The 12,273-nt window shown below is 40.6% G+C and carries 11 protein-coding genes and 1 pseudogene; 9 read left to right on the top strand and 3 right to left on the bottom strand.

Features of this window, described 5'->3' with window-relative positions; translation table 11 throughout:
- The first annotated feature begins 149 nt into the window (after positions 1–149).
- Positions 150–482, top strand: coding sequence for an MGMT family protein (locus BUB77_RS17990; RefSeq protein WP_073278229.1), 333 nt, complete (start codon positions 150–152; stop codon positions 480–482).
- 30 nt (positions 483–512) lie between these two features.
- On the opposite strand, the gene BUB77_RS17985 is transcribed toward BUB77_RS17990, so the two are convergent.
- Together BUB77_RS17985 and BUB77_RS31030 are read right to left on the bottom strand one after the other, a co-directional pair.
- Positions 513–1,067: a TetR/AcrR family transcriptional regulator gene (locus tag BUB77_RS17985; RefSeq protein ID WP_073278228.1), complete on the bottom strand. Its 555-nt coding sequence runs from the start codon at positions 1,065–1,067 to the stop codon at positions 513–515.
- Between the two features lie 143 nt (positions 1,068–1,210).
- A pseudogene (locus BUB77_RS31030) lies at positions 1,211–1,315 on the bottom strand (transcriptional repressor); the annotation flags it as partial.
- Positions 1,316–1,569: 254 nt separating this feature from the next.
- Between BUB77_RS31030 and BUB77_RS17975 the strand changes: the two are divergent.
- The 4 genes from BUB77_RS17975 (at position 1,570) to BUB77_RS17960 (ending at position 7,013) form a co-directional block, all read left to right on the top strand.
- On the top strand, positions 1,570–3,378 hold the full coding sequence (locus BUB77_RS17975; protein ID WP_073278227.1) for a hypothetical protein: 1,809 nt from the start codon (positions 1,570–1,572) through the stop codon (positions 3,376–3,378).
- A 23-nt stretch (positions 3,379–3,401) separates the two neighbouring features.
- Entirely contained in the window at positions 3,402–4,820 is a 1,419-nt protein-coding gene (locus BUB77_RS17970; RefSeq protein ID WP_073278226.1) for a dicarboxylate/amino acid:cation symporter, read from the top strand.
- A 31-nt stretch (positions 4,821–4,851) separates the two neighbouring features.
- On the top strand, positions 4,852–6,321 hold the full coding sequence (locus BUB77_RS17965; protein ID WP_073278225.1) for a serine-rich family protein: 1,470 nt from the start codon (positions 4,852–4,854) through the stop codon (positions 6,319–6,321).
- Between the two features lie 101 nt (positions 6,322–6,422).
- Complete coding sequence (locus tag BUB77_RS17960; protein WP_073278224.1) at positions 6,423–7,013, top strand: Imm5 family immunity protein; 591 nt, start codon at positions 6,423–6,425, stop codon at positions 7,011–7,013.
- Positions 7,014–7,260: 247 nt separating this feature from the next.
- On the opposite strand, the gene BUB77_RS17955 is transcribed toward BUB77_RS17960, so the two are convergent.
- Positions 7,261–8,676 (bottom strand): PQQ-dependent sugar dehydrogenase, encoded by a 1,416-nt coding sequence (locus BUB77_RS17955; RefSeq protein WP_073278223.1) that lies wholly within the window; start codon positions 8,674–8,676, stop codon positions 7,261–7,263.
- Between the two features lie 252 nt (positions 8,677–8,928).
- On the opposite strand from BUB77_RS17955, the gene BUB77_RS17950 reads away from it, so the two are divergent.
- The 4 genes from BUB77_RS17950 (at position 8,929) to BUB77_RS17935 (ending at position 12,262) form a co-directional block, all read left to right on the top strand.
- Complete coding sequence (locus tag BUB77_RS17950; protein ID WP_073278222.1) at positions 8,929–9,138, top strand: helix-turn-helix transcriptional regulator; 210 nt, start codon at positions 8,929–8,931, stop codon at positions 9,136–9,138.
- 3 nt (positions 9,139–9,141) lie between these two features.
- Entirely contained in the window at positions 9,142–9,591 is a 450-nt protein-coding gene (locus BUB77_RS17945; protein WP_073278221.1) for a hypothetical protein, read from the top strand.
- Between the two features lie 473 nt (positions 9,592–10,064).
- On the top strand, positions 10,065–11,276 hold the full coding sequence (locus BUB77_RS17940) for an MFS transporter (RefSeq protein ID WP_073278220.1): 1,212 nt from the start codon (positions 10,065–10,067) through the stop codon (positions 11,274–11,276).
- A gap of 353 nt (positions 11,277–11,629) precedes the next feature.
- The gene (locus BUB77_RS17935) at positions 11,630–12,262 is read left to right on the top strand and encodes a hypothetical protein (RefSeq protein WP_073278219.1); all 633 of its coding nucleotides are present in this window, start codon (positions 11,630–11,632) and stop codon (positions 12,260–12,262) included.
- Positions 12,263–12,273: the final 11 nt, after the last annotated feature.

Genomic DNA, 12,273 nt, shown 5'->3' with positions numbered 1-12,273 from the left:
ATAGCGCTTTCACACTCCATTATTTAGGGCAGTACCGCAGACCTGTCTGCGGTATGCAATGGGAGCAAGTGTGAAAGAAAAGCACTTTCACACTCCATTATTTAGGGCAGTACCGCAGACTTGTCTGCGGTATGCTATGGGAGCAAAGAATGAACCAATCAAACTTATATCAGAAAATTTATGAAATAGTGGCAGATATTCCGGAAGGACGTGTTGCTACTTACGGTCAGATTGCCTGGATGGCTGGGAGGCCCAATGCACCCCGTGTGGTCGGTTATGCAATGAGCAGGGTTCCGTTTGATTTAGACCTTCCCTGTCATAGGGTGGTTAACAAAGCAGGCGAAATGGCGCCTGATCATGTTTTCGGCAGCGGGCAGCTACAGCGTTCATTGCTTGAGAAGGAGGGAATTACCTTTCTGGAAAACGGCTGTATTGATATGAAAAAATGCCAGTGGAGGATCTTTGGAGAGGATGAGGAGTAAGCGCTCCCTGTGAAGGTCAGCATCCCCTGGTCACCATAGGGCAGAAAAATTAATATTTTCAATAATTTTTTGGGACATGTTCGGGTCATTATTGTCAAAAATATATTTTAAAGTAGCCATTACTACAGAAGAGTAAATACAAGCCCTGTATTCAAATAAATCCTTATTGGCTGAAGTATGATCAGCCATATAAAACGTATATTTATCCATCAGCAATTGCTGCATGTCATCATAAAGATGTATGGAATCCGTATTAATTGTCCATAGTGCAGATAAGATTTCTTTTTTCTCGTATGATCTGTCATATACATTCTTAATGATTTGCAATAAATCATCCTTCTCCTTACCTGAAAATCTTTCATCCAGAAAAAAGGAAAATTCCTTCAGGATATCCTGGATGATACTTTCAGCGAGATCATATTTATCCGTGTAATATTTATAAAAAGTAGAGCGGTTTATCAGGGATTTATCCAGTATGCTTTGAACTGTTATATGATTGAATTCTTTCTGGTGAAGTAATTGTATAAATGTATTTTTTATATTATTTTGCGTTTTAATTACACGCAGATCTAATTTTTGTTCCATTTTTTACACCTTCGAAAACTATTTTATGAATCCAGTTTATCAAATTCAGAAAGGATAAGCAACACTTAAGCTGTTAAAAAAAGTTAGTTTTATTGTACATGAAAGCCGCTTTGCTGCATGTTACAGACGGGAATTCTTATTTCTTAACATTTCCACTCATATTTTTTTAATCCATTTTCCTGCGTATTGGATTGGATGAAATCCATCTGCTGAAATAATTTTAAATTGCGGTAGATGGTTGCATAGCCCGCCCTGAAACCATCTGTTTTTAATTAATAGATATGTACTTAGGGTATCCAATATTCTCAATGGTTCATTACCTTTGGGGTATATCAGACAGGGATGCTGTTTAGAATTTAAATAAAATTGGCTTTTCCATATATTGATGAATCTACCATTATTTATTAAATAAATAGTTGACTTTTGTAAATGTCTGTGATAGGATACATAGCATATATCATATAATACATATATGCTTACTATGAATTAATGGAGGAGATTTATGAAATCAATAATGAAAAAAGCAGCTGTGGGTATTATTACATTGGCACTTGCTTTTACCGTAGTGTTTAATACGGTGGCTTCTGCGGAAGCAGCAGGTCCGCAGCCATATCCCTGGAGTAAGGTCACAGGAGGAACGACCGGAGACTATATTGCCGATTCCTATGAGAATATTGCTACCGGGCATGTTTTTGAGTCGGTAACCCAAGAACGTTTGCTTGATATCTTGAGCAGCAAAGGAAACTATTATATTGTTTTTGCCAGCCCTAAGCTTAAAACCAGCCAGGCGGTACTCAGTACCATTAACGCACAGGCAAAAAAGGACGGCATAACAAAAATCTATCATTTCGACCCGTTTATTGACGGTTATCAGATTGACATAACCAAGAGTGATTCCCTTTTTAAGGCAGCCAACGGGACCTCAGTAAATCAATTATGGACCAGAATAACTGATCTGCTGCCCTCAGAGGAAGCAATAGCCAATTACACCTCGGATGATACCCTGTTATTTTCATATAATGGCGGTAGTTCACCTAAAATAAATGCCTATTACAGCCTTAAGGATACGGAAGGATTTAAGACAGCAGCGGCAGCCGCCGGTATAGCCAAAGTTTTTAGAGGAGGTCAAAGTGCAGGTTCCGTGGTAGCTGCCGGCATCCGGACTGACTTTGAATTCTTTCAGAGGGTATATAATGCCTCCGCGACCTATTTTAATTACAATAATGGCACTCCCGATCCTCTGGGAAACAGAACAGGTGCCGCAGCTACAGAAATCTTCACGGATGACGACGAGAAAGGCTTTGCATTACACCAGGTAAACTTTGCGGAGCTGATTAATTTGTTAAATTCACCGGGGGACCACTTGATTTTCTTTGGTGCATCCTGGTGCCACAATACACAGGCAATTATCGGAAGTGTTGCAAGGAAAGCAAAGGATTACGGCTATCAGAAAATATATGTTTATGATACGACCCAGGGCAATCAGCTGACCTTCGGCACCGGTAACGATATCAATAAGGTAACGGCAATATCAAATGCCTTCAATTCCCGAAACAATGTTGTTACCACCAATGGAAATGGCAATATAAGCTACCTCTATGGAGAGCTTGCAAAATATTTCGGAAACTTTATTACGGAAAACAACTCCAGGCAGAACAATAGCATATCCTATTATCCAAACGGTAACTTAGCCGGAACGGCCACATCAACAGCTCCATGGTTGTCCGGAGACAATTTAAATGCCATCCGTCTGCAGCTGCCCTTCTTAATCAGCTATAATAAGGATAAAGCAGAACCTGTTACAAAGCAGTGGCTCCATAAAAATGCAGCCAACGACGGAACCTATACGGAGTATATGCTGGAGCTTGCCTGGGTTCTGAAAACACCCAGTGCAGCAGCGGCAGAAGGCAGTGTTGACGGACTTAGCAAGGTCGACTTTGCCAGTGAAGCAGTGGCAGCTCTTGATAAGGTTCTAAAGCCTGATAAATATGGAATATCCTTATCCAAAACCGGTAAATACACCTTTCCGTCTGCATCGGTTGGCTACCCGGCTCAGAAGGCATACGGTGTTACGGTGAAAAATACAGGCGGGCCTACAGGAAAGCTTACGGTAGCCTTGTCCGGGTCCGGAAGCAAATATTTTACACTTTCAAAGGCCTCAATCAGCAGTATAGTACCAAGCGGCAGTGATTCCTTTACCATTAAGCCTAAAACCGGACTTTCCGCAGGAACCTATAAGGCGGTGGTAACTGTTACCGGAAGTAATGAAATTTCGAAGTCCTTTAATGTGAGCTTTACAGTAAAGAGGTAAGAGCAGGGAAAGGAACACTGGAAATGAATATAGACTGGTTATCGGCAGCGGCATTAGCGGTTGTAATTGGATTTTTTATTATTATTTATCTCTTACAAAAAAAGAATGGGAATTTCACTGTAATAATATTAGGCTCTTTAGCAGCTGGCGCAGTGGTCGGGATTCTTTTTTCCGGGCACACCTCATGGGTTATGCCCATCGGCAAAATCTATGTCAGCACACTTAATGCCATTGTCAGCCCGTTGATTATTGTATCAATTCTCAGCAGTATAACATCTTTAGGCTCTACGGCTCAGCTAAAGGGCATTGGGCTGCGCTCGGTCTGCTGGCTGCTAATGACTACTTTACTTGCCATATTGCTGTCACTTGGACTGGGATTGACCTTTGGCGTTGGGAGAAATTCTTATCTTTCCCTGGATGGAATTGATGCACAGAGCTTTAAAAGCAAGGTTGTACCATTTTCACAGGTGCTTATAGGATTTTTCCCGCGCAATGTCATCAGTGATATTGCCGAAGAAAATACGATTCCCATGATTCTGTTTGCTGTTCTGATTGCGGTTTCCTATGTTGTGGCTGCAAATAAAAACCATGAGAAGGTAGCAATATTTAAGAGCTTTATTGAAGCACTAAAAGAAATCATTTTTAAAGCCGTGGACTTTATTATCAGTCTTACGCCATATGCCGTATTGGCTTTGATTGCAACGGCAACCGGAAATGGCATCAGCCGCTCAGGTATTATGTGGTCACTGCTGGTACTGCTCCTTGTATCTTTCATAGCCTTTGCCCTGGATACCTGGGTTATTAACGCCGTACTGATAAAGTCATTTGCAAGGCTTAATCCTATTAAATTCTTCCGCAAGATTTTACCGGCTCAGGTGGTTGGATTTTCCACACAGTCCAGTGCAGGAACATTACCTATTTCAACCGGAATACTTGTCAGAAAAATCGGAGTGGACCCGAAGGTCGCGAACTTTACGGCGCCTCTGGGAACCACAATCGGAATGCCGGGATGTGCCGGGATTTGGCCGATTCTAATTGCTGTCTATGGCATCAATGGACTGGGTATCAATTATGGAGTAAGGGATTATGTTCTGCTGGCAGTTATCAGCCTGTTCGTGTCACTTGGAACTGCGGGAGTACCTGGAACGGCAACCATTACCACGGCAAGTGTTCTGACAGCGATGGGGCTGCCCCTGGAGCTCATTGTTCTCAGCATTCCCATTTCCGCTATTGCCGATACAGGCCGGACTGCGACCAATATCACCGGCGCAATGGTAGCTTCCACAATTGTGGGGAGGCAAGAAAACAGTCTTAATGACAAGATATTTAATGATGTTGAGGCTTATGAATCAGAGCTTGATGAGGATAATGGACGGAGCGGGAAAATTGAGGATACCGAACCTGACAATGGCGTACCCATAGGAGCAGGATGCCGGTTATGATTCCAGGTATCGTGAAAGGAGAGATAATCGTATGAAGAGTATCCGAAGTAAGCATGTGGGGATGCATAATATCAGAAAAGCATATAAAATAATTTTATCTCTGGCGGTGATTTTGATATTGGCACTTTCAGTACCTGGCAGATATCAGATTGTTCAAGCAGCTCCACTGGAAGACTGTGACTTGGATGGATATGATGATGCGACGGGGGTGCCCGTTCCATGGCCCGGCTATGATGAAACAAAGGGAGATACGCCGGAAGGGCCTGGCGGAAGCAAAACAACTGCACCAGGAAGTGCGGATAGTACAGCCGCCGGTAACTCAAGCAGTGAGGCAACAGGTAAAACAAGTGGTGGAGATTCCGGCAAATCAAAAAATACCAATTCCAGTAAAACCAATAGTACAAAAACTGAAAATGCAAAGACTGAAAGCTCCGGAAAAACGGGCAGTGTGAGCTCCAAAACGAATAGTACAGTGCAGGATAATAAGGGCAAAGCAGACTCCGGCAAAACAAGCAGCACGGCGTCAAACAAGCAGGGCAGTACAGCAGGAGGCAGTACGAGCAAAGAAAGAACGGACAAAGAGAGAACGGACAAAGCAGGCAGCGGGACTTCGGGCAAAATAAACAGTGCGGTGCAAAGTAACACAAACAAAGGGGAAGCTGCCAATGGGGGCAGTGCAGCACAAGGTAATACAAGCAAAGGAGAATCTGACAATATCGGTAGTGCTGCACAAGGTAACACGAGTAAAGCAGTATCTGACAGTAAGGGCAGTGCAGTGGAAGGGAATACAAGTAAAGCAGAAGCTGCCAATGGAGACAGGGCAGCGGAAGATAACGCAAGCAAAACGGATTCCGGCAAAACAGACAGCACAGCTTCTGGCGTCTTGGACAGTACAGCAGCAGGAGAAAACAGTTCCGTATCCAGGGAAGAAAATAATCAGGAAGAAGCCTTGCAAAGCGAAAAGGAATCCACAGAGGTGAACTCCGGCAATGGCGGAACTGCTGATGAGGGTACATCAGAGGATGCCGGTACTTCAGCAGCTGACCTTCAATCAGCCATGAATACGGAAGGTGCATTGAAAATTACTGATGCGGCAGGGGGCATTATACATGCAGGAAGTCCGGTTATAATTTCCGGTTCCGGATTTAAGGGTGATATAAATAAGATGGAAATTGAAATTCAGTCGGAACCCAGACAATTGGGAATTGTCGAGGTTTCGGAAAATGGATCCTTTGAAGCCGAACTCAGTATCCCGGAGGATTTAAAGGCGGGAGTACACCATATTGTTCTTCTCTATCAGGGAAAAGAGATTACACGCCAGCAGATTGAGGTTGGCCCCAAGGCGGCAGATAGTTTTCTACGGGCAATTTCCGTGGGATTTACCAAGGATAACAAAGGGCTGATTCCTGGCCTGCTGATTTTGTCAGGATTATTTATAGTAGGAACAGGTGCTTTAGGAATCAATGTATTTGTTGGGCGTTTCAGACGAAACACAATCTGATAAGACAAGTACTGGAAAGGTATAGAATGACAAGATATGGCTGATATGGTATACTAATAATATCAGCCAGCTGAAATCATCACCATAATAGGGGCAGAAAAATGAATGAGTTATTTGAAGAGGCATATGAAGAAGTTCAGCAAACTGCAAGTTTGATTTTGCCCGCACGAAAAAAGATATGGACTCAATTGGGTAATATATCCTATGAGCCTGGGATACGTAAAATGACCGATGGCATTCGCAAAAGGGTGACATTAGCAAAGGCCTGTGTCAAAAAAGTGCTTCCAATATGGAATGCAGGCACAGGCTGTGACAGTAAGCTTTATGATTTCTTAAATCAAATTGATGCTTATATAGATGGATTGTGTTCAAATGAAGAATTACAGGCTAATATGAAAATATTATATAGTCAGTTTGAAACAGACGCTTATGAGCCACAATACGAAAAAACCTCTTTAATAGGGTTCGCCGCCCTTTATGCTGCTAATATCGCATTATATGATGAATTACTCTTTCAAAATTCAGAGGATAATGATTTGGATGAGGATTTAGATTCGTTTACATGGGATACATCCTATTTGGTGAGCTTAGTTTATTCTGACAGCACAGAAGAAGGTACCAGGATCGAAAAGCAGCGGGAGTATTGGTCATGGTATTTAGCAGAAGTTCAAAAAATCGCTGGAAACAACTAAGATGGAAGGCTTTATATTATAATCCGCTGTTTTATTTAACAGGATATCTTCTTAAAAATAAATTCTTAATTCACTCGTTGCTTTCATTACGGGTAACGTCTTCAATCCTGCATATGCCTTGAAGGTTAGTATCTTAGCCGGCTTCCGAAGATTAAGCAGATTCGTTATATTCATATGACGTCCGTATTTTTTGATGGAGATTTTTACCATAACCTTCTAGCAATACATCTGTCCTTACCCATATGATTCACGGAAGAATTTCAAAAACGGTGCCTTGGTTAAAATCAGTCACATTGCTGGAACCATAAGCCCCTAAATAGAGTCTGGTCTGGTCCTGATTGGTTCCCAAGGAAACATAATAAGCGGAGGCGGACCCAAAGTCATAATCCGTATCAATAATGCTATATTCATTTAATTTGCAATTTTCTCTTATTCTGGTATAAGCTAAAACACCTCTGACCGGAGGCCTGGTTCCTTCGTCCCGGACGAAATCTGTAAAAACAACACTTCCTGTCAAGTCGGGGATTTCATATCCCATATATGGCTGAACCCCTGTAAGTGCGGTCCCTCCAAACTTATCTGGCCGCGGTTCTTCGTGATAGTAGTTGAGGAGAGGCTGAAGACGCAGCTCAGAGGTTTTAACTGCTTCATCATAATAAGCAATTATTTTCTCATTCAGATCCGAATCAGCCGGACAGTCTCTGATTATCGACGTAGGAAAAGCACCTTCCCACCCCCGCCAGCCAAAGTTAATAAAGGCAGTCTCATCAGATTGGGAATTCATAAAAGAAGCCTGAATAAGCTGTGTAACTGGGATAGGTTTATAATTAACAAAAGAAAAAATGGACTCCACCAGATCCTGTCCGACATTTCCCGCATATTTGATATACTGGTTATAAAATCTTTGAAATGAAATGCCGGTTATATTGCGGACTCCTTTTGCTATTACCGTAAGAGTTTCCTGAATAGCTGCAGGAAGTTCATCAAAACGTGTAACTACGGGTGGATTATCGGTGCCCGTAGTTTTAGCTACATCAATTTCAATAATTTTACCCGCAACTTCCATATAATCCTGGCTTAAATTAAAGGGATCATAACCGGAGCCGCCATCTCCGGTGGTTAATATCAGATTTCCTGTTTCAGGTGAAAAGTTTAAACTGTTGACACCATTATGATTTAAAAATGGTCGTCTTAAATTAAGTAATGTCCGCCGTTTCACTGGCTGGCCGTCCGGCTGTAAGACCCATTCTTCAACAGTATCAATATGATTGTATTGCGTTTCTCTATTTGTCCACTTTAAGTTCAGGGTCTGAGGGTCACAGGGATTAGGCATAAAAGAGCCGGGAAGAGCACCGGGACCTTGGCTTCCGGCTATCGAAAAATGAAGATAAAACAAGCCGTTATCATAAAATTCTGGATGGAAGGCCATCCCCAGCAGACCCCGCTCATCATATCCGCCGGTGGCAGCACCCAGTTCTAAAATACGCGGACGAATATCTAAAAAGGTCTCTATTACTCCGTTTCCGATGTAAAAGATTTCACCTATCTGAGTTGCAATAAATAATCTTTCGGTAGTATCACCGGGAAGTATAGCCGTTTTCAAAACAGTTGGCAAATTTATATTATAAACAACGGGTTGTAAATGAACTTTAACTTTCGTCAAGCAACTGTACCTTCCTTCAGACTGTTTTCTTCTATAAGAATATGATTGGAGATTCACTGTTAGTACATATTGGTAAATGCTAAATTTAGTGTGAAAAAGCATAAAGGTTTCAACTGGATTATAATGATTTGAAAAGAGATTTTGGTAAAAATTTTAAATTTTGCAAATTTAGCTTGACATTAAATGCAAAGTTTACTATACTAAATTTGCAAAGTTAACATTGCAAAAAATGATGTGGAAGAGGTACCATATGTGAATACGAAAATAAAAGAGCTGCGAAAGCTTAGGAAAATATCGCAGGAAGAATTGGCATTAGCAGTTGGGACGACCAGACAAACAATTACCTCTATAGAGATAGGAAAATATACTGCTTCCTTAGTGCTGGCATATAAAATATCAAAATATTTTGGGCTGACGATAGAAGAGGTTTTTGATTTTAGTGAGGCAGACAGGGAGGATTAGAAAATGGATAGTTATAGAAGTAAAATTAAACGTAAAATGTTTTTCGGCGGCGTTATTTGTTCTTTATCAGTTGTGATTGCTATATTGGATCAATTGGGTGTGATTGATAAAATAAGCTTTATAAAGAAGTATGAGATGATATCGGATTTTCAGTTTGGTTTTCTTGTGGGGATTGGATTGGTTGCAGCAGTCATGATGTTTAAATTGGGCAATGCTCTGAAGGACGAAACAAAGTTAAAAATGCTGTATAATGAGGAGCATGACGAAAGAATAGGGTTAATCAGGCAAAAATCCGGTATGCCGATGCTGGTAATCACTTCGTGTATTATGATTTTTGTTGGTATAATAGCCGGGTATGTAAATGAAGTAGTTTTTGTTACATTAGTAGCTGCTGCGACAATTCAAATTATATTTAGTGTTTTGATAAAGATGTATTACATGAAAAAAATATAATTGGGGGAAGTAATTCCGGATTATTGGATTGGGGAGAAATGGTATTAGTCTCTGATATCCAGCTGGTAAGTTTACATTTTTAATGTAGCTAGTGAGTTTACACCTTAAGTGCTTGATAGTGAGTTTACACTTTAAATTTATTGATTTTTATGGGATTTTATGCTACAATCAGTTGAACTCAAAAAGAAAATACTCTTTTGGAGAGTGTCATCGGAGGGCTTGTAATCGTAATTACATGCCGGATAAGATGTCGGGTGCGCCCGGTATTTTATCCGGTATTTTTTTTGTGATTTTTTAGGGCATTTGTCTTTCCGGATACCTGAAAGAAAAGGGAAAGGGGATGAAATCGGAGAAAATAGCTATAGATATTATTTTATTATAATAGCAATAATCATCACAACAGTAATTTTAAACTTTTGACAAGAAGTTCAAACAGGGAAAATATTAGTTCGATTTTTGGGAGGTTAGTTTTAATGAACATCAGCAACGGTAAATCTTTTTGGACAAGGAATTTTATATTTTTATTAATCTCTAACGCATTGTTATTTATGGTTTTTGAAATGCTGACACCGACTCTGCCCTTACTGGCTGAAAGTTTAGGCTGCAGTCCGTCACAAATAGGCTTGGTAATAGGGGCATTTACAATTTCAGCTATGATTGCCCGGCCCTTCTGCAGTATATTTACAAATTTTATAGATAAAAAATACATTCTTTTCATTGGGGTCCTGATTACTATGCTGTCAACCGGAAGCTATATGGTTTCCACAGGTATCGGTATTTTGATAACACTGCGCCTGATACATGGATTTGGATTTGGAATTGCAACTACCTATTATGTTACATTGGCTTCGGAACAATTGCCCCATAACCAAATAGGGGAAGGAATGGGCTATTTTGGCATAGGTGAAACAATTTGCATGTCCATAGGTCCTATGGTGGGGATTGCTTTATTGAATAAATTAAATTTTCAGGGGTTATTTAGTTTTGGAGCAATTATTTTGCTAATTGCCGTACTGCTTATATTGGGAATAGACAGGCGGGCAGTTACCAAAAAGAAATTAGCAAAATCAAAGAAAATATCTTATAAATTGTTTGAGAAAAGAGTTCTTTTACAGTCATTTCTGATTTTTTTAATTGGCGTTGTAGTAAGCGGGGTAATGACCTACCTCACTTTATTTGCGAAACAGCAGGGAATTTCCACGGTAGCCTGGTTTTTCTTTATTGCAGCAATAACAGGTATCCTGATCAGAGTTGTGTCAGGCAAAATGTTTGATGAAAAAGGTCCCTTATATGTGCTTATCCCATCGGCAATTTGTTTAATTATTGGGATAGTTCTTATTGCATACAGCCGCTCGGAGCTCCAGTTGAACATAGCCGGAATTTTTTATGGTGTAGCCTTTGGTTCGATTTTTCCTGCAATACAGGCATGGGTCCTGAGTATGGTGCCCGTAGAAGACAGGGAAGATGCAATGAGTACCTTTCTTAGCTGTTTTGATATCGGAATCGGAGGAGGTGCAATATTCCTGGGGATAATAGTCCAGGGAACTTCTTATAAAACGATGTATTTATCATCAATTATATTTATAGCTGCATTTTTGGCATTGATTATTTACCTGGATAAATTTAAAAAGGTATTGCCCCTGACACAGGATGAAAAAGCGATATTATCAGAATCAGGCGAATAAGGACAAATGACTATTCGGTGGGCAGAATCAGGCTGGTATCCTAAGATTACAAGCTTGTATCCTAAGATTACAAGCTGGTATCCTAAGATTACAAGCTGGTATCTTAAGATTACAGGTCGGTTCTCTAATTTTTAGGCTAGTTTCCTAAGCTTACAGACTGATTTCCTAAGTTTACCAGAAATTCTTGACAACACTATGCTCAGGATTATATGATATTGGTGATAATTTAAAATTTTCAATTAAGACTCTGGCTGCAGATTAATGTATGGGACTTAATTATAATGCAAAGAATTCCGCACCAATACGTAAGGACGAACCTGATAGGCTGTTTACAGGAATGGAGGAATAATGTTATGAACAAAAGGAAGCTTAAAGAAGCGGAAGAAAGATTTTTTAGCCGGTACCCCGAAGGCTTTTCCGACCCTATGATACTGGAAATCTCAAAGAAGCATAGGGTGGAGAAAATGAACAAATTAGCACAGGATAGCTTTGCAATAGAACAATTTGAAAATCCGGACGTAATTGTAGACTCCATGAACAGGATTATCAGCCAGTCCGCTTTGATATCGGTTTTTGAAAAGCCCAAGTTTAAAGAGCTGGTAAAGGCAATGGGCGACATTGAAAAAGTAAGGTTAGCCCATGGACTGAAAGAATTCTTATATCAGGACCAGAAATACGGTTTTGAACAGATGGCAGCTCTGATGGAGGAATATAAGCTGGCTAAATGGCCGTTGTTAACAGCCTGTCCTATTTATTTCCGGCCTGAGACAGAAGTATATGTAAAGCCTACTGCGGCGAAAGGAATAATTGAGTACTTTGAATTGGAAGGTATTCATTACAGTCCACGCCCATCCTTTGAATTTTATCAGGCTTACCGGGAGCATATCAACCAGATGAAAAAGGAAGTTTCTCCCTCACTGCCCTCCGATAATGCCGCCTTCTGTGGTTTTCTTATGATGGCAATGGATAGTATGGCAGATATCTGAGAGGCAAAGGT

Source organism: Anaerocolumna jejuensis DSM 15929, from assembly GCF_900142215.1.
Lineage (GTDB): Bacteria > Bacillota > Clostridia > Lachnospirales > Lachnospiraceae > Anaerocolumna > Anaerocolumna jejuensis.
Note: the sequence above shows the minus strand (reverse complement) of the source record. Positions and strands in the feature narration are given on the sequence as shown.

Coding starts and splice junctions, on each gene's coding strand:
- BUB77_RS17990 (WP_073278229.1), top strand. CDS start 150: ATGAACCAATCAAACTTATATCAGAAAATTTATGAAATAGTGGCAGAT.
- BUB77_RS17985 (WP_073278228.1), bottom strand. CDS start 1,067: ATGGAACAAAAATTAGATCTGCGTGTAATTAAAACGCAAAATAATATA.
- BUB77_RS17975 (WP_073278227.1), top strand. CDS start 1,570: ATGAAATCAATAATGAAAAAAGCAGCTGTGGGTATTATTACATTGGCA.
- BUB77_RS17970 (WP_073278226.1), top strand. CDS start 3,402: ATGAATATAGACTGGTTATCGGCAGCGGCATTAGCGGTTGTAATTGGA.
- BUB77_RS17965 (WP_073278225.1), top strand. CDS start 4,852: ATGAAGAGTATCCGAAGTAAGCATGTGGGGATGCATAATATCAGAAAA.
- BUB77_RS17960 (WP_073278224.1), top strand. CDS start 6,423: ATGAATGAGTTATTTGAAGAGGCATATGAAGAAGTTCAGCAAACTGCA.
- BUB77_RS17945 (WP_073278221.1), top strand. CDS start 9,142: ATGGATAGTTATAGAAGTAAAATTAAACGTAAAATGTTTTTCGGCGGC.
- BUB77_RS17940 (WP_073278220.1), top strand. CDS start 10,065: ATGAACATCAGCAACGGTAAATCTTTTTGGACAAGGAATTTTATATTT.
- BUB77_RS17935 (WP_073278219.1), top strand. CDS start 11,630: ATGAACAAAAGGAAGCTTAAAGAAGCGGAAGAAAGATTTTTTAGCCGG.